Genomic DNA, 23913 nt, shown 5'->3' with positions numbered 1-23913 from the left:
GATTATGACTTTGCAAGAAACTATTATTGCTCAACTAGGTGTTAAACCTAGCATTGATCCAAAAGAAGAGATTCGAAAATCTGTTGATTTTTTGAAGGCCTACATGCTAAAGCATCCTTTCCTAAAAACCTATGTTTTGGGAATTTCAGGAGGTCAGGATTCTACATTGGCTGGCCGTCTAGCACAACTTGCGGTTGAAGAGCTCCGTGCAGAGACAGGAAAAGACTATCAGTTTATCGCCATTCGTTTACCATACGGTGTCCAAGCAGATGAAGATGATGCCCAACGTGCTCTTGCTTTTATCAAGCCAGATGTGAGTCTTGTGGTTAACATCAAAGAAGCTGTTGATGGTCAGGTTGCGGAACTTGCCAAGGCAGGCGTAACCGTTTCTGACTTTAACAAGGGTAATATCAAGGCCCGTCAACGTATGATTACCCAATATGCGGTTGCGGGAGAAAATAGTGGGGCAGTTATCGGGACAGACCACGCCGCTGAAAACCTTACTGGCTTCTTCACAAAATTTGGCGATGGTGGTGCGGATATTTTGCCGCTCTTTCGTCTAAACAAGCGTCAAGGTGCAGCTCTTCTTGCAGAACTTGGTGCGGACAAGGTCCTTTATGAAAAAGTGCCAACAGCGGACTTGGAAGAGGATAAACCAGGAATCGCTGATGAAGTGGCACTTGGTGTGACCTACCGTGAAATTGATGATTACCTTGAAGGCAAGGAAGTATCAGCCAAAGCCCAGGATACTATTGAGAATTGGTGGCGTAAAGGTCAACACAAACGTCACTTGCCAATCACTATTTTTGATGAGTTTTGGAAATAAGAGGAGAAATGAATTATGATCAAAGCTTATATTGATTTTTGGAAACGTGCCTTTGACTTTAGCGGACGTTCGACTCGTCCAGACTACTGGTGGGCTTACTTGGTTAATGTCATTATTATCACTATTCTTACTGTTTTTTGTGTTCTTATTCCTTTCTTCAGTAATGTCGACCTTAGTGATCCAGCTCTGTTGAATAATCAGACTGAACTGCAAAAAATAATTATTACCTATGCTTGGCCACTAATGCTTTTTAGCTTAATTGAACTTATCCCTCAATTGTCTCTACAAATCCGTCGTTTAAGAGATGCAGGCTTTCATCCGGCTTGGGTACTTCTAAGTTATATAGGGCTTGTACCAATCTTGGTTATCTTCTCATTGATTGGAAGCATTGTCCTCCTTATCATGTCTTGTCAACCAACGAAACTAGCACCTGAAACGCAGTTTGATAAAGTGGAATAAGATTGTCGTAACTCTAGGTCAAACCTAGGGTTATTTTTAAATTGAATTTTCAGAAATTAGTGATAAAATAGAGAGGAATAAGGCTTAAAAGGAGGAATCTTATGACTTCACTATCAACAGATTTCACAGATAAACTATTTGCAGACTATGAGGCCAATGCCAAGTACAGTGCTATTGAGAATGCTGTAACTCATAATGGCTTGCTCAAATCCATCGAAACACGTCAATCAGAAGTTGAAAACGACCATGTTTTCTCAATCGATTTGACTAAAGATGAGGTGTCTAACCAGAAAGCTTCAGGACGTTGCTGGATGTTTGCGGCGCTAAATACTTTCCGTCACAAATTGATTTCAGATTTCAAATTGGAAAGTTTCGAGCTTTCTCAAGCCCACACCTTCTTCTGGGACAAGTATGAAAAATCAAACTGGTTCTTGGAACAAATCATTGCTACAGCAGATCAAGAGATTGGCAGTCGTAAGGTTAAATTCCTTTTGGATACCCCTCAACAAGATGGTGGACAATGGGATATGGTCGTATCACTTTTTGAAAAATACGGTGTTGTACCAAAATCGGTTTATCCAGAATCTGTAGCTTCAAGCAATAGTCGTGAGCTTAATCAATACCTCAATAAGCTCCTTCGTCAAGATGCTCAAATTTTACGTGATCTGATTGCCAGTAGTGCTGATCAAGCTACTGTTCAAGCTAAGAAGGAAGAGCTTCTTCAAGAAATTTTCAATTATCTTGCTATGACTCTCGGTTTACCACCACGTCAGTTTGATTTTGCCTACCGAGATAAGGATGACAACTATCAATCTGAGAAAAATATCACACCACAAGCATTCTTTGAAAAATATGTGGGTCTCAAACTCAGTGACTATGTGTCAGTTATCAACGCCCCAACAGCTGATAAACCTTACGGAAAATCTTATACTGTTGAGATGTTGGGTAATGTTGTAGGTGCACCAAGTGTTCGTTATATCAACCTCCCAATGGACCGTTTCAAAGAGCTTGCTATTGCACAGATGAAATCTGGAGAAACTGTTTGGTTTGGTTCAGATGTTGGTCAAGTTTCAGACCGTCAAAAAGGTATTCTTGCAACTAATGTTTATGACTTTACAGCTAGCATGGATATTAACTTAACTCAAGATAAGGCAGGACGTTTGGACTACAGTGAATCTCTCATGACTCATGCCATGGTATTGACTGGGGTTGATTTGGATGTCGATGGCAAACCTGTTAAATGGAAGGTTGAAAACTCTTGGGGAGACAAGGTCGGACAAAAAGGTTACTTTGTCGCTTCTGATGCCTGGATGGATGAATACACTTATCAAATCGTTGTCCGTAAAGACTTCCTTACAGCTGAAGAATTAGCAGCCTATGAAGCAGAGCCACAAGTACTTGCTCCTTGGGACCCAATGGGAGCCCTTGCTTCAAAATAAGACAATAAATGAAACCACTGGGAAATGATTCCAGTGGTTTTTCGTAGTTTCTTTAAAATTTATCAGTAAAAAAAGAGTTATCCAATCGGATAACCCTTCTTATTTCTTATTCTTCTGCTGTAGCAGTGTTTGAATTCGAATGCTCAGAGCCGTTAGAGGCCGATGTCGATGGATTTGTTGAAGCATCAGGCCCATACTGTTGACTATCTTGTGAACTTGATGAGTCACTGCTTTGGCTGGCGTCCGAACTTGATGATGAGCTAGATGTTCCTAGTGATCCTGTGTAAACATTTGATGTTGAAGAACCAGTAAGGAAGACATAGCTACCATTGTTATAAACACCACTAGGCATTTCAAAATCTTCAGAACCAGCACCATACATCTGGTTAAGGTAGCTACTTGTTACACCGTAGATTTGTTTAGCGATATCAAGGTCTGAACCATAAAGTGGTGTTTTACGGTTTTTGTAACCTGTCCAAATCGCCATTGCATACTTAGTATTGTAACCAACGAAAGTTTCATCCGGAACCATAAGGTCAGCATAGACACCACTTTCTTTTTGTACTTTATAGTACTCATCGTCACCGTAGTTAGATGTACCAGTCTTACCAGCATTGATTGTACCAGGAACATAAGCTTCAGTTGCTGTACCACCTGTCAATACTTGTTTCAACATACTTGACATCATGTAGGCTGTTTGTGGTGACATGGCTTCGACACCTTTAGAATCAAATGATTTAGTTGAACCATCTTCAAACTTGATTGATTTAATGTAAGAAGGTTTATAGTAAGTACCACCATTTGCAAAGGCTGCATAAGCTGCGGCCATCTTCTCACTTGATGCACCATACTTAGAATCTGATGATGATGTTGAAGATGAGATGGCATTTGAGTAGTACATTTCTGGATACTCGATACCCAAATCCTTCAAGAAGGATTGAGCATATTCCAAACCAGCAGCTTGGAGAGCTTTAACGGCTGTAACGTTACGTGATTGTTGAAGTGCATAAGTCAATGAAATGCTTCCGTAATACTTACGGTCCCAGTTGTAAACTGGTGTTGAAGAACCTGGGAAATTGTAAGGATTATCGTAAACAGTCGTACCAGTGTTTGTATAAACACCTTTTTCAATAGCAGGAGCATAGTCAGTGATTGGTTTCATTGTAGAACCCCAGTCACGGTCTGTTTGAACAGCTTGGTTGGTACCAAGTGCAATGTTTTCGTCTTGGTGACGTGAACCCAATTGGGCAACGACACGACCATTAGTAACATCAATAATAGTAGAAGCAACTTGGAGACTATCGTTTGGATAGTATACGTAGTCGTTAGTATTATAGACGTTCCAGATATATTTTTGAATATCTGGATTAAGGTTAGTGTAGACGTCGAGACCTGCTGAGTAAATATCAGCGTTGGCATCGGTAGATACCTGTTCAATAACTTGTTTGATGTAGTTATCTAAGTATGGCTCATAGCTAGCTTTCTTCGTAAGTGGAAGAAGGCCATCTGATACATCAGTTGCTTTAGCTTGCTCGTACTCTTCTTTAGAAATATTCTTGTCTTCATACATTTCGTCAAGAACAGTGTTACGACGTTCTTTGGCAGCATCTGGATTAGCATAAGGGTCATATTGTGTTGGTGCTTGTGGAATACCAGCAAGAAGAGCTGCTTGGGCAACAGAGAGGTCGCTCAAGTCCTTACCAAAGTAAGATTTAGCTGCAGTCTTCATACCGTAGTAACCATTACCCATATAAACCTTATTAATATAGAAGGTCAAGATTTCTTGTTTAGTGAATTGACGCTCCATTTGGAGTGACAACCAGATTTCTTGTGACTTACGTTTAAGGGTTTGGTCAGAAGTGTTAGTTGAGAAGTAAGCCAACTTAATCAACTGTTGGTCGAGCGTAGACCCCCCTTGGGTGCTGCTACGACGAAGGTTGTTAACAGCTGCCCCCATGATACGGTAGACGTCAATCCCACGGTGAGTGAAGAAACGTTTATCCTCGATAGAGGTGATGGCATTAACTAGAGTTGTTGGAATTTCATCTGTTGATGCACTCTCACGTTTCTCAGCTCCCAAGTCGGCAACAAGACTACCATTAGCGTCGTAAATCTTACTTGAGTTTGTTGATTGCAGTTTGTTCTCGGTAAGTTTAGGAACACTGCTAACATAGTAGGCAAAGAGGCTACCACCAGCGATGACACAGACTACAAAGAAAGTAAGCAGTCCAATAAATCCGTATTTTGCAATACGCCAGCCCAAACTTTGGTCTGAAGCGGCAGAGCGTTTTCCTTTGCCATAGCGAGAAGAATCTGAACGCTTGACCTTGATGTTTTTAGCACGTTTAGTCAAACCGTTAAGTGATTCTTTAAAGTTGCTGAAATTAAATTTAGCCATTATGTGTTACCACCTAATAATTTTTCAATGATTTCTAAGTAAGGAACTTGAGGATAAGCTGCTTCTGCAATTGCATAGCCTCTTTTTTTGATATAATCAAGAGGCATTGATTTCGTCCCTTTATCAATCTGATAAAAAGCGATTAAGTCTTTGGCAGGCAGAAGGTAGGTTTCCTTAAGCGTCGAGAAGTGAAGTAGCACGAAGCAAATCCCATCTTGACTGATGACCTGAGACATGTGCTCAATTTGATGCGCATGAAAGTTTTTCATAGGCATGGATGTCTTTTGTCGTGTCTCTTTGGCTTCAAAATCAATGTAGTATCCTTTGTAAACGCCGGAGTAGTCGGTAGTAGAAGCTTGTCTAAAGTAAGCTTCTACAATCTTTGCCCGTGAGCGTTTGGGATAATCGACTTTGACAATTTGAACAGGGGTAGGTTTTTTATGAATAACGGCTAAACCACGCGACAAATAGTAATCATTAGTCGCGTTAATAGCAGATTCAAAACTCATCCCCCGATTGGCAAAGTCAACTCTATTTGATTTTTTAGGACGTACTTGTGCTATCTTACGAGATATCTGATGGGGATAGTTTACCATTTCTTTCCCTTCTTCTTTATAAGATATGCATAAAGACTACTTCATTATACCATAAAATGAACGAGGAAAACAACAAATGACATCACTACTGGTAACTGGCTATAAGAGCTTTGAACTCGGTATTTTTAAAGACAAGGACCCTAAAGTAACCATTATCAAGAAAGCAATCAAACGTGATTTGAAGCGTTTCTTGGATGATGGTGTGGATTGGATGATTTTTACTGGGAACCTCGGTTTTGAATTTTGGGCACTAGAAGTAGCCAAAGAACTTCAAAAAGACTATCCTTTGAAGTTAGCGACCCTCTTCCCTTTTGAAACGCATGGTCAGAATTGGAATGAAGCGAATCAAACAAAACTAGCGGCCTTTAAGCAGGTTGATTTTGTCAAGTACAGCTTCCCCGCTTACCAATCTCCAGCACAGTTTAAACAATTTAATCAGTTTCTCATTGACAATACAGATCAGGCTTATTTATTTTATGAACCTGAAAATGAAACAAATCTGAAATATTTTTACGGTATGATGTTAGAAGCAAGGGGTTATCCCGTATCTAGACTGACTTTTGATGACCTCAATGAAGTCATGTCGGAATAGGATATAATTGAATTTTAAACTTGCATTTTTATCTTTTTTTCTGTATCATAAAAACATTAGACAGTAAAGTATTAGTAAGTTAGATAAGACAAGTATTGGAGAATAAAAATGGCTAAGATTAATTTAACGCCCAAGAAAATCTACGAACAAGAATTTAAAACAAGCATGCGTGGATACGATAAAAAAGAAGTTGATGAGTTTCTAGACGATGTAATCAAAGATTACGGTGTCTATATTGCTCTAGTTAAGGAATTGCAAGAAGAAAATGCAAAACTGAAAGCTAAGACTTCATCAGCTCCTGCTAGTCGCCCAGCATACGCGAGTGCGACAAGTGAGCCATCACCTGCGAATGCCAATGTTGCTTCGGCTTCAAACTATGATATCTTAAAACGTATCAGTCGTTTGGAGAAAGAGGTCTTTGGAAAACAAATCGTCGAGTAAAACTGGTTTGTGCAATTTTTGGATAATCGCATGGTTGCTAGTCTTCCATGAGGAAAGTCCATGCTAGCACTGGCTGTGATGCCAGTAGTGTTTGTGCTAGGTGAATTAATAAGCCTAGGGACTTGATTTTCAAGTTACGGCGAGTGAACTGGCTAAGTCTTAGGATAGGTTTTAGTAGCTCTGAAAGTGCCACAGTGACGGAGTTTTTAGGGAAACCTAAAAAGTGGAACGCGGTAAACCCCTCAAGCTAGCAACCCAAACTTTGGTAGGGGCATGGGATGGCTGGAAACGAACGGACCATCCTGACTGCTTTGCAGTAGACAGATGATTATCGAAGGAAGTGGTACCTAGTCACTTCTGGAACAAAACATGGCTTATAGAAAATTGCATATAGGTGAGGCTGGGACACATGTCTCAGCCTTCTTTTAGCAAGAATTCTCTCTTTTATATTTAAAGAAAAGAGTGGGAAATAAGCTATCGGTTAAGAAAGTTTGTACGCGTAACAATGAGATAAAAGGATAACAATGAAAGAAACATTTACATTAGTAGCAACTGCAGCAGCAGGTCTTGAGGCTGTGGTTGGACGTGAATTGCGTGAGTTAGGTTATGACACGCAGGTTGAAAATGGTAAGGTGCGTTTCCAAGGTGGTGTTCGTGCAATTGCTGAAACTAACCTTTGGTTGAGGGCAGCAGATCGTATCAAGATTGTAGTGGGTGAATTTCCAGCACGTACCTTTGAGGAACTCTTTCAGGGAGTTTTTGCTTTAGACTGGGAAAATTATCTTCCGCTAGGTGCAAAGTTCCCAATTTCTAAGGCTAAATGTGTTAAATCAAAGCTTCATAATGAGCCATCTGTTCAGGCGATTTCAAAAAAAGCTGTCGTGAAGAAATTGCAGAAGTATTTCCACCGTCCAGAAGGAGTGCCTCTCCAAGAAACAGGAGCGGAATTTAAGATTGAAGTCTCTATTTTGAAGGATAAGGCTACGGTTTTGATTGATACCACAGGTGCTAGTCTCTTTAAGCGTGGCTACCGTACTGATAAAGGTGGAGCACCGATTAAAGAAAATATGGCGGCTGCTATCCTTGAACTTAGTAATTGGTATCCGGATAAACCATTGATTGACCCGACTTGTGGTTCAGGGACCTTCTGTATTGAGGCTGCAATGATTGGCATGAACATTGCACCAGGATTTAATCGTGATTTTGCCTTTGAAGCATGGAATTGGGTGGATAAGGATTTAGTACAGTCGGTACGTGATGAAGCAGATAGCAAGGCAAACTACGATATTGAATTAGATATTATGGGTTGTGATATTGATGGCCGTATGGTTGAAATTGCAAAAGCCAATGCTCGTGAGGCAGGTCTTGAAGATGTTATTAAATTGAAACAAATGCGTTTACAGGACCTGAAAACAGATAAAATCAATGGTGTCATTATTTCAAACCCTCCTTATGGTGAGCGTTTGTTGGATGACAAGGCTGTGGATATCTTGTATAATGAAATGGGTCAAACTTTTGCGCCACTTAAAACTTGGAGCAAGTTTATCTTGACCAGCGATGAACAATTTGAAAGCAAATACGGTATGAAAGCCGATAAAAAACGTAAGCTTTATAACGGAACCCTCCGTGTTGATTTATATCAATATTTTGGAGAGCGTGTTCGCCGTTCTGAGGCTAGAAAGGTAAATTAAACGTGTCAGAAGATAAAACACAAAATGGCTATGAAGGTAGCCAAGAGCTAGATTTCCAAGATGCCAAGGAAATGACGGTCGGTGAGGCTGTCCGAAAAGAAGCCGAGATTAATGCTGGTGTAACAGAAACAGATAGCATTTTGGATAAGTATATCAAGCAACACCGCGAAGAAGTTGCCTCACAAAAATTTTCAAAGAAAATTGAAGCTGACGGCGACACATCACCTTTGGATGCTTTTATTCAAAAGCAACGTCAGGAGTTTGCGGATTCAGGTTTGATTGGTCAATCAATGGCTAATGAGTCAATCAACTCAACAACAGCTACTGAAGAAGTAACACCGGTCACATTTGGTTTTGGTGCTACAGATAACAAGGCTGATGAAACTCAATCTCATATTGACAAGCAGTTGCCAAATGCCCCTGTTGAACCTGAGGTTATTGCAGAACCAGAAAGTCAAAGTTCTGAAGTTATCATTACGTCAACAAATGCTGATCGTTTCATCACGTCAGAAACAGAAAAATTTGACCTTGGTGATGCACTCGCTGATTCATCTACTTCAACTAATCAGCCAGCCTATAACGATGCATTGGTAGATAATATTGATGATAACAATCCTTTGATTGCTAACATTGATGATCCAGAACCACAAAATCCTGCTGTTGCCAATGTTGCCAATATTGACGGTACTGAGCCACAAGCTTCAAAACCTTTGTTGGATGATGCTGCTATTTCAGACACTATTGATTTGGCAGCTATTGCATCAACAGTGGCAGGGGTAACTGGAGCAAAAGCTGATGAAGAAAAGACAACACCAAAAGTGTCTATGGCAGTTAATCGCCCATCTGCAGAAGACAGAATCTCTTCAGAGTCTATTTCACCATCGCATAAGAGTGCCTTTGATGGTGACATTCCAGTTTACCGTCGTAAAGGTGTTGTTATCGGTGCTCTAGCAGTTCTTGCTTTAGCTATTATCGGTGGTAGCTATGCTCTTTATAAAGGAACACATAGCCAATCGGCGAAAACAACAAGCACAGCTTCTTCAGCAGTGACATCATCATCAAGCAAGGATACGTCAGCTGCTGATAATAAGGCCTTTGAAGAAATGTATAAGAATTTCTTCACAGATGACGAGCAAACAAAACTCGCTAATGACCAATTTGGTAAGTTATCAGATTTGGAAAAGCTGCTCAAGAAATTGGAGAAAACCAAGTATTATGATGCAGCTAAGAAAAAATATGATAACTTGAAGAAACAAATTGAAGCTGTACAAAAGATTAACAGTCAGTTTGAGTCAGATGCTCTTGTAGATGGTAACTATAATGCCTCTATTGCTGTTAAATCAGATGCTAACTTTAATAATCTTCCAGAAAGTGTAACAACAACTGGAAATGCGAGTCTCGACAGCACTGTCCAAGAAGCTATTAAGGGTGGTAAGACTCAACTTGAAGAAAAAGCTAAGGCTGCGAGTGCAACGTCTGCAGCGACAGCTTCTGAAAGTGTTAATACTGCTAGTCCTGCTGCACCTTCAGGTGATAACGCATCTGGAGCAGCTTCTAATGGTGATGGTGCGGCCGCATCAAATACTTCTGGAGCGCAAAATGGAGCAGCTAACTCAGCAGGTTCAGCAGGTTCAACTGGTGCGACTGGAGGAACTACTGGTGGCTCAGCTGCAGCTTCAACAGTTGTAACACGCGGAATCACAAATTATAACCCATCAATCCTTCAACGTAATCGCTCACGTGTGCCTTATAATGCAAACGTAGTAGCAGATACAAGTAACCCAGCTTGGACATGGGCTGACGGTGTTCTTGATAAGATCATCAATGACTCACACTCACGTGGTTACTTCTCAGGAGATAACTTCATCCTTGAGCCAGTCAACATCATCAATGGTAATGGTTACTACAACTTGTACCTTCCAGATGGAACTTACCTCTTCAGTATTAACTGTAAGACAGGTTACTATGTTGGTAATGGTTCAGGTCACTCAGATAAACTTGATTACGAATAATAATCTGCGACACTCCTTCGGGAGTGTTTTTTGTTTTATCTTGGTGAAGGCCTAGTTTATAAGGATTTTGTGCTATAATAGAGGGATAAGATAGGGGTGAATACTATGGCAAAATTGATGCCGGGTAGAGTCCGTAATGAGGGTATTGAACTTTTTGAAAAGGATCTCATTACCATTCATCAGGTCTCAGAAACTCAGTTGGATACAACAGTTGACCAACATCATTTAATTTATGCACTCAATGATTCTGAAATCACGTGTGACTGTGATTATTTCGCTCAAAAAGGCTATTGTCCCCATTTGGCAGCGATTGAGTATTATCTAAAAAACGATAAAGAAGGCCAGCGTCTCTTGGCAGAATTGGAAGAGGAACAAGAGTCCTCTCAGGGCCAAGAGCGAGGACACTCTTTTGGTGGTTTATTTTTAGAAGGCCTTTCCCTAAATGAGGATGATACTGTTAGATATAGCTTGATGGTAGAGGGAGAGGAATCTACCTTTGGTTCAGAGATTTGGTGGAGTATACGTTTACGTCGCTTACCAGATGAACGTTCTTATGTTATTCGAGATATTCCTGCCTTTCTCAAACTTGTAGAGGCTGAGGGTTATTATCAGATAGGTAAGAACTATTATGAACCCCTATCGCTTATTCAATTTGACCAGGCTTCACAGGCATTTTTAGACTTCTTAGGACGGATGATTCCAGATGAAGCCAAGATTAATTTAGACTTTATTTTACCGAATAATGCACGTCATCTTTGTCTCCCCTACGGTTTTTTTGAGGAAGGTTTGAGACGGATGCAAGATTTGGATGGCTTTAGGTTTGAATGGGAAGGAACCGAATATCACCGACTTTTGGTTGAGGATTTGACTGCTGATGCCCATCTCTTCTCGTTTGATATTTCTGTCGAGCCTAAGATGATTGAATTGATTGTTGCTGAGAAGAATAGTCAGGCCTTTTTTAATAATCGTATTCTCTTTTATCAAGGTATTTTTTATCGCCTGAATCGAAAACAACAAAAACTTTTGGTTGGTTTACGCTCTCTTCCAATCGGAAGCGATTTGAATAAGCATGTCAGCTTTAATCTTGATGAACAAGTTATCTTGGCTGCTAGTCTTTTTGATTTTAGGACTATGGGACCAGTTAAAGCTCCTAAAGCATTTAATATCAAGGATTTCACACCGAGATTTCACTTTGATCTGAAAGGTGACAGTGAGGTTATACTTACATTAGCCTTTGATTTTGATGGTTTCCTAGTCCATAATCGACAAGAGTTGAGTCATTTAGGATTTACGAGTAACTATCGTCATGAGCAGGCTGTTTTCCGTTTGATGGCTAAGCATGAATTCACCCCTGATTTTCAGTCATCTAAACGATTAAGTAGCAGTCAAGAGCTCTATGATTTCTTTACGAATACTCTAGCAGAATTTGAAAATACAGGGACGGTTCTGATTGGGCAGGAGTTGCGTGACTTACGGGTTGAACAGAGTCCACAGGTTCAGGTAGAGCGTCAGGGGAATTTATTAGATATTTCCTTTGATTTTTCAAGTCTTGACGATGAAGATGTGGATCATGCTTTAGCAGCTTTGATGGAAAGTTCGCCCTATTTTATCAATCGTAGTGGTCAGTTGATTGTTTTTGACGAAGCGACGCATCGTATTAGTGAGAGTCTCAAAACTCTAAGAGCTCGATATTCAGGGCAAGGTCACCTAGAACTAAATCAATTGACTGCCTATCAATTAATGGAGGCTCTTTCAGAAAGTGATTCTGTTCGTTTTTCAAAAGATTTCCAACTCTTAACGCAACATTTGAGTAAACCAGAGACCTTTGATTTGCCAACTTATAAGGTAGAAGCTGACCTTCGTCCCTACCAGGAAAAGGGTGTTCAGTGGCTATCTATGTTGCATCACTATGGTTTTGGCGGTATCTTGGCCGATGATATGGGGTTGGGGAAAACCTTGCAGACCATTGCCTATCTCTCTGCACATTTAGAAGAAGAGCAGCGAGTCTTGGTTTTGTCACCATCAAGCCTGATTTACAATTGGCAGGATGAGTTTAAAAAGTTCGCTCCTCAGTTAGATGTAGCGGTTTCTTATGGACTCAAGCCAAGACGTGATGACATCATTACTGAAGACCACCAGATTATTATTACAAGCTATGCTTCCTTCCGTCAGGATTTTGATGCCTACAAGGCTGGTAAATATGACTATCTCATTCTCGATGAGGCTCAGGTCATGAAGAATACACAGACAAAGATTGCCCAATATCTACGTGATTTTTCTGTTCCACATTGCTTAGCACTATCTGGAACGCCTATTGAAAATCATTTGTTGGAGATTTGGTCTATTTTCCAAATTATTCTACCAGGACTTTTACCGGCTAAGAAAACTTTCCTTAAGTTAACACCAAAGGAAGTGGCTAGGTATATTTCTCCCTTTATTCTAAGACGTAGGAAAGAAGAGGTCCTTCCTGATTTACCAGATTTGATTGAAATCACTCACCAAAGTGAATTGTCAGATGCTCAAAAGGCTATCTATTTAGCGCAATTGCAACAGATGCAGCAAGGTTTAATTTCTGCAAGTGATCAGGAAATCAACCGTCGTAAGGTGGAAATTTTGTCAGGAATTACCCGCTTACGACAAATCTGTGATACCCCAGCTCTTTTTATGGACTATGCTGGAGATAGCGGAAAATTAGATAGCCTAAGAGAGTTGCTTAGTCAAATTAAGGAATCAGACCACCGTGTTCTTATCTTTTCACAATTTCGTGGGATGTTAGATATTACAGAGAGGCTCTTACAAGAATTAGGTATTTCCTCTTATAAGCTAACAGGGTCAACGCCATCTGATAGTCGTCAAGAGATGACCAGAGCCTTCAATCAAGGAAGCCGAGATGCCTTTTTGATTTCTCTAAAAGCAGGAGGAGTGGGACTGAATCTAACTGGTGCTGATACGGTTATTCTGATTGACCTTTGGTGGAATCCAGCGGTAGAAATGCAGGCTATTAGTCGTGCGCATCGTATAGGTCAGGAACAAAATGTCGAAGTTTACCGTTTGATTACAAGAGGGACTATTGAAGAGAAAATTATTGAGCTTCAAGAAGGCAAGAAGAACCTTGTAACAACTGTCTTGGATGGCAATGAAAGCCGTGCCAGCATGACCGTTGAGGATATTAAAGAAATTCTTGGTATTGTAATATCTTAATTTGTTATATTTGATATTGAAATACTAAGATGTGAAAATGCTACTAGGCAAATCTTTTGAATTAGGCTATAATAGAATACTGCAAGACGTATCTTCACATTCCCGATTGTTTATATTAAGATACGCATCATCTCGAAAACGAAAGGAAGTCTTTTATGCATCGCCAAAGACGACAATTTCCGCTGATTCCAGACGGGGAATCTTGCTTGCAAGAACCGGTCTCTATGCGCCTATATGAAAATGAAGATTTAATCACAAATATCCGTGGCCCTTACCAAGATAAGGACTACAATGATTTGTTGCCGAACTATGATTTCTTGTCAGCTAAGCCTAGCAATCGTAAGCAGGCTTCAAAACGAGTGGAGACACAAGAAGCTGGCATGACTTATGCAGAGGAAGCCCGTGAAAAGGCTAAGCGTGATGTCCGTGAGAAACGCCAAAAATTCCTCCGCCAAGAAGTTCAACAAACCAAACATACTAATAGCCGTCAACTAACTGCTAAGCCTAAGGTAGAAGCTAAGCCAAGCTTTGAGGCTACTGTTGAGCCAGCTGCTGTAACAACGGATAAAGGGCCAGTGACAGCATCTATCTTGGGAGCTCCTGTAAGTGCTATCAAGCGAACTTTAGCACCTAACGGGAAACACTCAAAAATCCATCACTTGGCAAATCGTCTGCAACAGGATTCTTACATCTTGGCAGAAGTGGCTCCAACCTATCAACAGCCTAGTAACCCATCTCGTAAGAACGTCAAGAAAAATAGCTATGACTTCTTGAAACGTAGCCAGGTTTATAATTACCCAGAACGTCAAACTTACCGTGAACACCGAGTTGCTCAAGAATTAAATTTGACGCATTTAGAAGACGCAAACTAATCGCAGTGCGATTGTAAGGAGAAACTATGTCAAAAACTTATCATTTTATTGGAATTAAAGGATCTGGTATGTCAGCTTTGGCTTTGATGCTCCACCAAATGGGACACAAGGTTCAAGGTTCAGATGTGGAAAAATATTACTTCACTCAACGTGGTCTTGAGCAAGCAGGTATTCCTATCCTTCCTTTCGATGAAAAAAACATCACAGAAGATGTTGAATTGATTGCTGGAAATGCCTTTCGTGAAGACAACAACGTTGAAGTTGCTTATGCGATTAAAAATGGCTACAGCTTTAAGCGTTATCACGAGTTCTTGGGTCACTTCATGGATCAATTCACTAGCTTTGGTGTGGCAGGTGCACATGGTAAGACTTCTACAACAGGTCTCTTGTCACATGTTATGAAAAATATCACAGACACGTCATACCTTATCGGTGACGGAACTGGTCGAGGTTCTGCTAATGCACAATACTTTGTCTTTGAGTCTGATGAATATGAACGTCATTTCATGCCATACCACCCAGCATACTCAATCATCACTAACATTGACTTTGACCATCCTGATTACTTTACAAGTATCGATGATGTGTTCTCTGCCTTTGATGATTATGCTAAGCAAGTGCAAAAAGGACTCTTTGTTTACGGTGAGGATCCACACCTTCGTAAGATTACAGCCAATGCGCCAATCTATTACTACGGTTTCGAAGAAAATGATGACTTTATGGCAACAGACATTGTTCGTACAACGACAGGGTCTAATTTCAAGGTAAAACACGATGTACAAATTCTTGGAGAATTCCATGTGCCAGCCTATGGTCGTCACAATATCTTGAATGCAACTGCGGTTATTGGGACCCTCTATGTAGCTGGTTTCGACATGGATTTGGTTGCAGAACACCTTAAAACTTTCTCAGGTGTTAAACGTCGTTTCACAGAAAAAATTATCAGTGGTACTGTTGTCATCGATGACTTTGCTCACCATCCAACTGAAATTATTGCAACGCTTGATGCAGCACGCCAAAAGTACCCATCTAAAGAGATTGTTGCTATTTTCCAACCACATACCTTCACACGTACCATTGCTCTTCTTGATGAATTTGCTGAAGCTTTGAACGAAGCAGATGCTGTTTATTTGGCGCAAATTTATGGTTCAGCGCGTGAAGTTGACCATGGTGATGTTAAGGTTGAAGATCTTGCTGCTAAGATCAATAAACCTGCCAAAGTGGTTACAGTTGAAAATGTCTCACCTCTCCTTGACCATGACAATGCTGTTTATGTCTTTATGGGAGCTGGGGACATCCAACTTTACGAACGCTCGTTTGAAGAGCTCCTAGCAAGCTTGCAAACACACATGTAATATATTAAGGGCTGTAGCGATTTCGCTCAGCTCTTTCTCTTAATAGAAAGGAATTTAATATGCTTATTCGACATGCCCGAGAGGATGATTGGGCTGATGTTGTCCGTATCGAACAAGATAATTTTTCACCTGAAGAGGCTGCAACTCCAGAGGCTATTGCGGAGCGTTTAAAGACGATTTGTGATACCTTTCTAATTGCTGAAATTGATGGCGTTGTAGCTGGCTACATTGAAGGGCCTGTGATTGCGGAACGTTATCTTACAGATGACTTGTTCCATAAGGTGGTTCCTAATACTAGTCAAGGGGGCTTTATTGCAGTTACTAGTTTGTCTATCTCCAAAGATTTTAAAGGGCAAGGGATTGGGACAGCCTTGATTGCAGCGCTTAAGGATTTGGCTATCGCCCAAAAACGCCAAGGTATTAGTTTGACTTGCCATGATTACCTGATTGCCTATTATGAGATGAATGGTTTCACTGATGAAGGAGAATCAGAATCAAATCATGGCGGTAGCACTTGGTATAATATGGTTTGGGAGAATCCAGAAACCCATTGAATTCAGTGTTACGTTACTGTGACAAAGGACCAATTGATTTGCATTAACTGACTTTTTAAGATATAATGGCGTTTGTTACTATAGAGGAGGTATGCCTTGACGGACAAGTTTAATGAACACTCGGAATCTGCTGAAGATAGCCTAAGCTTTAAAGATCAGATTCTTCGAGATTTACAAGAAGCAACACGGCTCCGTTCTCTTCGCGAGGAGGAGCATAATAAAAGTGCAACTATGCCCGAGACACCACGTTCAACGTCAGCTGAGAGCGCTACAACACATAGTACCTCAGCGTCCAATAAAGTAAGTAACCAAGATTTTAGTTCACATTCTGTTTCTCACAGTGCTTTCGCTAAATCTATGACTTCTGAGACGGCTCAAGATTCTCAACAAGATAGTCTTGGCTTGTTTTCTGTTTCTCAAGCTGAGTCTTTAGTGTCTGATGCTCATTCAAATGAAGCGTCTATTTCTAAAGAACCTATTGAGGAGGAGAAAAAGGTAAATATTCCTCAGGAGACTGAAACGTCGAAACGCCGTTTTAAACGTCCGGTTTGGGAAACTAGCCTTAACGAAGCATCTGAAGAGGAGTATATTCCTGCAGATGTTGCCAAGGAGCTCATTGAAGCTAAGTCTAACGAAGCTATTTATACAGACCCTAAAGAATTGGAGGCCAAATTGACCTCAGAACGTCAAAAAGAAGCATTCTTGCAGGAACATCATGCAACAAGTGACCAAGCGTCGCAAGAAAAGGTTCAATCAGAGCTAGTGGCTGATGGTAATGAGGATGATGAGAGTATTTCTCTAGAACCCTCTGGAAAACCTAAGAAAAAGAAAGGTAAGAAAGTGAAGAAGAAAAAGTCTTCGCCAAAAGATGTTAAACAGGCTGATATTGTCGACGAAGAGCCGATTTCACGTTCTAACCGAAATCACAAACGCAATAAAAATAACCGTCGTGCTGGTAAAATTGCAAGAAATATTATTATCTTCTTGCTACTTATCTTGTCAGTAGCTGCATTCTTTGGTTATCGTTATGTTAGTGATGCTGTTGGCGCAAAAGATGTTAATTCAACTAAGTTTGTTAGTGTTGAAATTCCTGAAAATTCAGGTAGCAGTTATATTGGTCAACTATTGGAATCAGCTGGTGTCATTAAGTCTGGTAAGGTCTTTAATTACTATACCAAGTTTAAAAACATCTCAAATCTGAAAAGTGGTTATTACAACCTTCAGGCTAGCATGACTATGGATGAAATTATTGAGGCACTTCAGAAAAAAGGAAGTGATAAACCTCAGGAGCCATCTCTTGGTACGGTCTTGGTCAAAGAAGGATACACCATTGATCAAATTGCTAAGGCAGTTGAAGTTAATTCCTCAGCGAAAAAAGGCAAAAAAACATCAACTGGACTTAAGGCAAAAGATTTCTTGAAGCTGATGAAGGATGATGCTTTCATTACTAAGATGAAAGCGAAGTACCCAACCTTGTTGGCCAACCTTCCGAATTCTACGGATGCTAAGTATGTCCTAGAGGGCTATCTGTTCCCAGCGACTTATAACATTCATGATGATACGACGGTGGAATCTTTGGCAGAGGAAATGTTGTCTACGATGGATACCTACCTATCACCTTACTATGCGACGATTTCATCTAGCGGACACAATGTTAATGAGATTTTGACCCTAGCTTCTCTTGTGGAAAAAGAAGGAGCTACAGATGACGACCGTAAAAATATTGCGAGCGTCTTCTATAATCGTCTTAACTCAGACATGGCTCTACAAAGTAATATTGCAGTTCTTTATGCTCTTGGAAAACTTGGTCAGGAAACGACCTTGAAAGAAGATGCAACTATTGACACAAACATTGACTCCCCTTATAATGATTATGTTCATAAGGGGTTGATGCCAGGTCCTGTGGACAGCCCTAGTCTGTCTGCAATTGAAGCGGTTATCAATCCATCATCTACCAAGTACATGTACTTTGTTGCAGATGTAACCACTGGTAATGTCTATTTTGCTGAAAGCTATGAAGAGCATCAGCATAACGTTGAAACTTACATTAATAGCAAACTAAAAGATAAATAGTCTGATTGGCTCATTAAAATCAAGCAAACAAAGAGTGATTTTGAAAATAAAGCCAAGGGCTCAAAAAATAGGAAAGAGAAAAAAATGGCAGAAAAAACATATGTAATGACACAAGCGGAGAAAGAACAACTTGAAGCGGAATTGGAGGAGTACAAACTCGTCCGTCGTCCAGAAGTTGTAGAACGTATTAAGATTGCTCGTTCTTATGGTGACCTTTCAGAAAACTCTGAGTATGAAGCAGCCAAAGACGAACAAGCCTTTGTTGAAGGACAAATTCAGATTCTTGAAACAAAAATTCGTTATGCAGAAATCGTTGATAGTGATGCTGTTGCTAATGACGAAGTTGCAATTGGTAAAACTGTTGTTGTTCAAGAAGTTGGTACAAACGACAAAGATACTTACCATATCGTTGGTGCCGCCGGTGCTGATATCTTCTCAGGTAAGATTTCAAATGAAAGTCCGATTGCTCAAGCCTTGATTGGTAAGAAAGTTGGCGAAAAAGTCGCTATCGAATCACCAGCAGGTAGCTACTCTGTGGAAATCCTTAGTGTAGAAAAAACAGCCTAAGTGACTGTTGGAATTAAGGTGTTCAATATTTGAAACTAGTGGGAGTGAGACAAAACAGTTGTTCTGTCGCACTCCTTTTTTGCTTGTTGGCGCTATTAGGAATTAGGTTAGTCTGAATTAGTCTATAAGAAAAGCACTTTTGGAAAATTCCAAGAGTGCTTTGTAGCTTATTTACGATTTTGCTTACCGGCGTTACGGTTTTTCTTTGGTTTGCTCGCAATTGCTTGAGTATTTTTTGGTGTCACATCTTTACGCTTGCTTGGTGTTGTACGAGGTGCTTTTGGAGGGTTCTTTTTGAACTCTTCAGCAACTTTTTCTTTCAAGCGAGGTTTGATGATGTAGTTGGTAATCAACTGTTGGATAATAGAGAAGATACCACCAACGAACCAGTAGAGGATTACGGCTGCAGGTGAGCTAATACCAAAGAAGATCATCATGATTGGCATACTGTACATCGTCGCTGCCATTTGTTTACGTTGTTCTTCAGGAACTTGTTGAATAGACAACCAAGATTGGAAGTAGTAAAGCGCTGCGATGATGATAATCAATGGGAAGTCACGGTGACCAAGGTTAAACCAGAGGAAGTTATCCTTGAGTACACCAGGAGTGTAACGTGCTGCATAGTAGAGTGCTGAGAAGAATGGGAACTGAATCAATAGGGGAAGACAGCCGACACCGCCCATCAAGCTTAGACCGTTTTCACGCTGAGCTTGCATGAGTTCAGACTGGGCAGCCATTTTTTCTTCTTGAGTTTCAGCGTTGCGCAAACGTTCGTTAATTGGTTCTAAGATAGGCGCAAGGTATTCACGTTTTGCTGCTTGGTAGGCTGCGCTACGAGATTGATGAAGACCAAGTGGCAAGATAATCAAACGAACAATGATGGTTACGAAGATAATGCCAAGACCAAATCCCAGATTTAAATTATGTGCGAAGTAGGTGATGACGTGGCTCATAGGGCGACCAAGTAGGTTCCAAACCCAACCAGTAGGATTACCAGACTTATCAAGGCTCACACATCCTGATAGAAAGAGAAGCATGCTGGCAGCAAGCCCCATCAGGGCTAGACGTTTTTGATTTTTATTCACAATATCATTCCTTTTGTTTTTTAGTTATACTTGTCTATTTTACCTTTTTTTAAGGGAGAGAACAAGTTAAAAACGGAACTCCGACCTTAATTAGCCATGCGAAAATCGCTGTAATTAGGGAAGTTAGCCATGGTCACATCGACATAGGTTACTTTAGACCATTTTGAAGGTCCCTTTCGAACTTCTTGAATAAATTTAGCTAACTTAGAAGGGTTATCTGACTGAGCTAGAATTTCAACAGTGCCGTCGTCATTATTCCAAACCCGACCGCATATATCTCCAATATCTAGTGCTAGAGCATAGGTTGAATAACGAAAACCAACACCTTGGACTTTTCCTGAGACTAATAATCGTACTTTTTGCATGGTCCATGACCTCCTTTTGAAAGCTCTTTCTTTTAGTATAATCCTTGCTATAAAGTCGGTCAAGTCCAAGATTTATCAGGGGATTTCTGCTATAATGAGTGTATGGAAATCATTCAATCAAAGCAAAATGCTAGCATTAAGTCTGCTAGAAAATTATTGCAGCGTAAGCACCGTAAAACTAGCTATCTTTTAGAAGGATGGCATCTTTTTGAGGAAGCAAAGGCAAGCGGTGCCGAGATTCTTCAAGTTTTCGTACTTGAGGAAATGGCTGATCGTGTGGCTAATATATCTAAGGTTAAGTTGGTTAGTCCAGAGGTGCTTAAGGAACTCTGTGAAACTCAGACACCTCAAGGGATTGTGGTAGAAGTTGCTAAACAATCTCAAGCCTTGCCAAAGTCTTTCTCAGGGAAGTATCTGCTCTTGGAGGATGTTCAGGACCCTGGTAATGTAGGAACAATGATTCGAACAGCAGATGCCGCAGGTTATGACGGAGTCTTTTTGTCAGACAAATCAGCTGATATTTATAATCAGAAGACCTTGCGTTCTATGCAGGGAAGTCATTTCCACCTTCCAATCTATCGTGGACCAATTCTTGACATGGTTGAGGCTTGCAGAAAACAAGGTATCCCCGTCTTGGCAACGACTCTTTCCGATGTTTCCGTTGACTATAAAGCAGTTAATACAGATGGCAATTTTGCCCTAGTGATGGGAAATGAGGGGCAGGGAATTAGTCAGGATATGGCTGAGTCTGCTGATCAACTCGTACATATTAGCATGCCAGGTCAGGCGGAGAGTCTGAATGTTGCTGTTGCAGCAGGAATTCTCATGTTTAGTCTCTAGGTCTCAAGGATGATTTTAGGAGAAAACAACTGACTTTTAAAGTAATTTTAAGTACTAGTGGTATAATGAAGAAGCATTAGAAACATTAATGAGGTATTATTATGAAACGACCAGAAGATGATAAAGAATTCATGGAAGTTGTGGGACATTTGATTTCTCATCCACGTTTTCAAAAATTGGATGGGATTGTACAACACCATCATTCGACACGTTTAGAACACTCGGTTAATGTTAGTTACACCAGCTATAAGATTGCTAAAAAATTTGGCTGGGATGCCAAGAGCACAGCTCGAGGTGGTCTCTTACATGACTTTTTCTATTATGATTGGCGAGTGACTAAATTTAACAAGAGTCATGCTTGGGTACACCCACGTATTGCTGTTCGTAATGCCAGAAAGCTTGTTAATCTGAATAAAAAAGAAGAGGATATTATCCTCAAGCATATGTGGGGAGCAACGATTGCGCCGCCGAAGTATAAGGAATCTTATATTGTTACTATGGTGGATAAGTATTGGGCGGTTAAAGAAGCAGCGACACCCTTACGAAACCGAATCAAAAATCGTAAGTTTTTCCGTCGCAAGACTCTACAAAGCCACCACCAATAATTCATTATTTTTAGGAGATAACTATGGAATCAAATGCAATTTATACAACTAGTGATGCGGGCTTGAACCGCTTTTTCGGAAAGATTTATGGTCTTGTCGGTATGGGAGTGGGACTTTCAGCAGTCATCTCTTATCTGATGCTCTTCCCTCTTTCGCATCTTTTTGTCAACATTCTCATGAATTATTCTTGGGTTTACATGGCGGCACTCTTTTTAGAGTTTGGTTTGGTCTTTTTGGCTAGCGGTGCTGCAAGAAGGAATACACCTGCGGCTCTACCTTTATTTTTGGTTTATTCTGCTCTGAATGGATTTACACTTAGCTTTATCATCGTACAATATACGCAAGCCATTGTTTTCCAAGCTTTCCTTAGCACTGCCATTGTTTTCTTTATCATGGCACTTATCGGAGTTACCATTAAGCGAGATCTATCAGGCATGGCCAAGTTCCTTATGGCAGCCTTGATTGGGATTATTGTGGCTAGCTTGATTAATATTTTCTTTGCAAGTAGCATGATGAGTTTTGTGATTAGTATTGTATCAATTCTTATTTTCTCAGGTTTAATTGCCTACGATAACCAGATGATTAAGAAGGTTTATTATGGTACCAATGGTCAGGTCACAGATGGATGGGCAGTTTCTATGGCACTTAGTCTTTACTTGGATTTCATTAACTTATTCTTGAATATCTTGCGTCTCTTTGCTAGACGTAATTAGTAAAAAAAATCAGCCAGATGGCTGATTTTTTTACTGTCTAATAGTTTTTTGTGAGTGTTCCTTGCTGACCTGTGTAAGCGTAGAAGAGTGGATAGTAATCCCATTTTCCGACATAGCTATCTTTATCTGGGAAAGCCCACTTGTCGTCTTTTTTGGTAAGCTCGACTGAGTAATTATCAAAGATATTTGTCCCTTCAGTCTTTGGTGCTGATGGGTTTACTTCTTTGATTGAATTCGGTAGGTAAGTTTCCATGTAGAATTGTCTTGTCAGTTGGTCGACATTTCCAGCGTTAGCACCATTGCTTTGTAGGTAGTTTTTAAGTTCGTCTGTGAGATTGGGGTGATTAGCACCATAGGCGTCGTCTGCAGCTTTCATACTGATAGTTGACATGCTGACATTGAATTCTGCCTTATCTTTAGCGACGATAATGTTGTCAACAGTGTAGCTGCCGCGTTCACGGTTAGCTGTTTGAACCCAACCAAAAACTTTTGGAACTTCATCACCGGTTGGTTTGATGTTATCAGTTGCATCATAGCTGTATTGAAGGCTATCTGAGAAATATTGGTTAAGTTCGCCCTTAGCTTTGTCCAAGTCGTTAGAAACAAATTTGCTGTAGTCTTTGCTTTCGCCACCTAGAAGAACTGCGTTGAAATAAGCATCAACAGCCTTTTTAACATTGGTAGTTGTTTTACCATCGAAATCTTTTAGGTTAGTAGAAACAGTTTGTCCTTCTGTCTTCTCATCCTTTGATTCAAAATAGAGTTTATAGCTTTCGTCGTTGTTAACTTCGAAAAAGAGTGAGACAGTTTTGTAGTCGTCAGCTTCAAGCTTTCCAAAGTCATCTGTAGCATCCTCTACGTTCTTATTTTTGTTAAAGAGAGTAGGGAGGTCACTTTTGTCGAGCTTGCTTGCTGTGACTTTTTTACCATCTTTATCTTTGAGGTAGAATTGTTTAGCAGATGTTTTGAGCTCATTTTCCATATCTTCCGAAGTATTCTCGAGTTTGAATGAGACTTCGACTAGGGTTTGGTCATCCTTGAGCTTGAGGTCGCTTCCTGACATATAGACAATTTCGTTAACAGAAAGCTTGGCATCAAGTTTTGGCTTGGCACATGCTGAGAGCGTTAAGATGGCTGCTAGAGCAAGAGCCCCAGAGTAAAGATATTTTTTCATAAATAATCCCCCGTTATTTTATTTAGGTTATAGGTCTATTGTATCATGAAATATG

General features: G+C 40.3%; 21 protein-coding genes and 1 other RNA gene. 17 read left to right on the top strand and 5 right to left on the bottom strand.

Annotated features, from left to right (window positions below; genetic code table 11):
- Positions 1 to 4: 4 nt before the first annotated feature.
- The 3 genes from nadE to pepC all read left to right on the top strand — a co-directional run bounded on the left by nadE (position 5) and on the right by pepC (position 2724).
- Positions 5 to 826: an ammonia-dependent NAD(+) synthetase gene (gene nadE / locus H7U04_RS03960; protein WP_073688877.1), complete on the top strand. Its 822-nt coding sequence runs from the start codon at positions 5 to 7 to the stop codon at positions 824 to 826.
- 15 nt (positions 827 to 841) lie between these two features.
- Entirely contained in the window at positions 842 to 1285 is a 444-nt protein-coding gene (locus H7U04_RS03955) for a DUF805 domain-containing protein (RefSeq protein ID WP_070838898.1), read from the top strand.
- Between the two features lie 101 nt (positions 1286 to 1386).
- Positions 1387 to 2724: an aminopeptidase C gene (pepC, locus tag H7U04_RS03950; RefSeq protein WP_110980920.1), complete on the top strand. Its 1338-nt coding sequence runs from the start codon at positions 1387 to 1389 to the stop codon at positions 2722 to 2724.
- Positions 2725 to 2830: 106 nt separating this feature from the next.
- On the opposite strand, the gene pbp1a is transcribed toward pepC, so the two are convergent.
- Together pbp1a and recU are read right to left on the bottom strand one after the other, a co-directional pair.
- A complete protein-coding gene (gene pbp1a, locus H7U04_RS03945; protein ID WP_110980919.1) occupies positions 2831 to 5122 on the bottom strand; it encodes a penicillin-binding protein PBP1A in 2292 nt (763 codons plus the stop codon).
- On the bottom strand, positions 5122 to 5718 hold the full coding sequence (gene recU / locus H7U04_RS03940) for a Holliday junction resolvase RecU (protein WP_002886506.1): 597 nt from the start codon (positions 5716 to 5718) through the stop codon (positions 5122 to 5124). The genes pbp1a and recU overlap by 1 nt, the downstream gene beginning before the upstream one ends.
- A gap of 76 nt (positions 5719 to 5794) precedes the next feature.
- Here recU and H7U04_RS03935 point away from each other — a divergent pair, with 76 nt between their 5' ends.
- The 11 genes from H7U04_RS03935 (at position 5795) to greA (ending at position 19076) form a co-directional block, all read left to right on the top strand.
- Complete coding sequence (locus H7U04_RS03935; protein ID WP_002889858.1) at positions 5795 to 6310, top strand: DUF1273 domain-containing protein; 516 nt, start codon at positions 5795 to 5797, stop codon at positions 6308 to 6310.
- 108 nt (positions 6311 to 6418) lie between these two features.
- Positions 6419 to 6751 (top strand): cell division regulator GpsB, encoded by a 333-nt coding sequence (gene gpsB / locus H7U04_RS03930; protein WP_037598953.1) that lies wholly within the window; start codon positions 6419 to 6421, stop codon positions 6749 to 6751.
- A gap of 14 nt (positions 6752 to 6765) precedes the next feature.
- Positions 6766 to 7133, top strand: an RNA gene (gene rnpB / locus H7U04_RS03925) — RNase P RNA component class B.
- A 142-nt stretch (positions 7134 to 7275) separates the two neighbouring features.
- The gene (locus H7U04_RS03920; protein WP_064525716.1) at positions 7276 to 8442 is read left to right on the top strand and encodes a THUMP domain-containing class I SAM-dependent RNA methyltransferase; all 1167 of its coding nucleotides are present in this window, start codon (positions 7276 to 7278) and stop codon (positions 8440 to 8442) included.
- A 2-nt stretch (positions 8443 to 8444) separates the two neighbouring features.
- The gene (locus tag H7U04_RS03915; RefSeq protein ID WP_073685711.1) at positions 8445 to 10454 is read left to right on the top strand and encodes a cell division site-positioning protein MapZ family protein; all 2010 of its coding nucleotides are present in this window, start codon (positions 8445 to 8447) and stop codon (positions 10452 to 10454) included.
- Positions 10455 to 10559: 105 nt separating this feature from the next.
- Complete coding sequence (locus H7U04_RS03910; RefSeq protein ID WP_201042743.1) at positions 10560 to 13655, top strand: DEAD/DEAH box helicase; 3096 nt, start codon at positions 10560 to 10562, stop codon at positions 13653 to 13655.
- Between the two features lie 155 nt (positions 13656 to 13810).
- Positions 13811 to 14527: a hypothetical protein gene (locus tag H7U04_RS03905; protein ID WP_002886515.1), complete on the top strand. Its 717-nt coding sequence runs from the start codon at positions 13811 to 13813 to the stop codon at positions 14525 to 14527.
- 26 nt (positions 14528 to 14553) lie between these two features.
- Positions 14554 to 15882: a UDP-N-acetylmuramate--L-alanine ligase gene (gene murC / locus H7U04_RS03900; protein WP_201059333.1), complete on the top strand. Its 1329-nt coding sequence runs from the start codon at positions 14554 to 14556 to the stop codon at positions 15880 to 15882.
- Positions 15883 to 15941: 59 nt separating this feature from the next.
- Positions 15942 to 16436: a GNAT family N-acetyltransferase gene (locus H7U04_RS03895; RefSeq protein ID WP_073689405.1), complete on the top strand. Its 495-nt coding sequence runs from the start codon at positions 15942 to 15944 to the stop codon at positions 16434 to 16436.
- Between the two features lie 96 nt (positions 16437 to 16532).
- Positions 16533 to 18509, top strand: a complete 1977-nt coding sequence (mltG, locus tag H7U04_RS03890; RefSeq protein ID WP_201042744.1) for an endolytic transglycosylase MltG — start codon at positions 16533 to 16535, stop codon at positions 18507 to 18509.
- Positions 18510 to 18593: 84 nt separating this feature from the next.
- Positions 18594 to 19076 carry a transcription elongation factor GreA gene (gene greA / locus H7U04_RS03885; RefSeq protein ID WP_107372509.1) on the top strand — a complete coding sequence of 161 codons (483 nt, stop codon included), beginning with the start codon at positions 18594 to 18596 and terminating at the stop codon, positions 19074 to 19076.
- A gap of 167 nt (positions 19077 to 19243) precedes the next feature.
- On the opposite strand, the gene yidC is transcribed toward greA, so the two are convergent.
- A complete protein-coding gene (gene yidC / locus H7U04_RS03880) occupies positions 19244 to 20161 on the bottom strand; it encodes a membrane protein insertase YidC (RefSeq protein ID WP_037598962.1) in 918 nt (305 codons plus the stop codon).
- An 86-nt stretch (positions 20162 to 20247) separates the two neighbouring features.
- Positions 20248 to 20526: an acylphosphatase gene (locus H7U04_RS03875; protein WP_070575857.1), complete on the bottom strand. Its 279-nt coding sequence runs from the start codon at positions 20524 to 20526 to the stop codon at positions 20248 to 20250.
- Positions 20527 to 20628: 102 nt separating this feature from the next.
- On the opposite strand from H7U04_RS03875, the gene H7U04_RS03870 reads away from it, so the two are divergent.
- The 3 genes from H7U04_RS03870 to H7U04_RS03860 all read left to right on the top strand — a co-directional run bounded on the left by H7U04_RS03870 (position 20629) and on the right by H7U04_RS03860 (position 22684).
- The gene (locus tag H7U04_RS03870; protein ID WP_155198341.1) at positions 20629 to 21366 is read left to right on the top strand and encodes a TrmH family RNA methyltransferase; all 738 of its coding nucleotides are present in this window, start codon (positions 20629 to 20631) and stop codon (positions 21364 to 21366) included.
- 101 nt (positions 21367 to 21467) lie between these two features.
- Positions 21468 to 21971 (top strand): HD domain-containing protein, encoded by a 504-nt coding sequence (locus H7U04_RS03865; RefSeq protein ID WP_002883682.1) that lies wholly within the window; start codon positions 21468 to 21470, stop codon positions 21969 to 21971.
- A 23-nt stretch (positions 21972 to 21994) separates the two neighbouring features.
- Positions 21995 to 22684, top strand: a complete 690-nt coding sequence (locus H7U04_RS03860) for a Bax inhibitor-1/YccA family protein (RefSeq protein ID WP_049545705.1) — start codon at positions 21995 to 21997, stop codon at positions 22682 to 22684.
- 37 nt (positions 22685 to 22721) lie between these two features.
- Here H7U04_RS03860 and H7U04_RS03855 read toward each other — a convergent pair whose 3' ends face one another.
- Positions 22722 to 23858 carry a DUF5105 domain-containing protein gene (locus tag H7U04_RS03855; protein WP_201042745.1) on the bottom strand — a complete coding sequence of 379 codons (1137 nt, stop codon included), beginning with the start codon at positions 23856 to 23858 and terminating at the stop codon, positions 22722 to 22724.
- Between the last annotated feature and the right edge of the window lie 55 nt (positions 23859 to 23913).

The organism is Streptococcus sp. 22.1, from assembly GCF_016648645.1.
Taxonomy (GTDB): domain Bacteria; phylum Bacillota; class Bacilli; order Lactobacillales; family Streptococcaceae; genus Streptococcus.
This window is presented reverse-complemented; position numbering and strand designations above follow the sequence as displayed.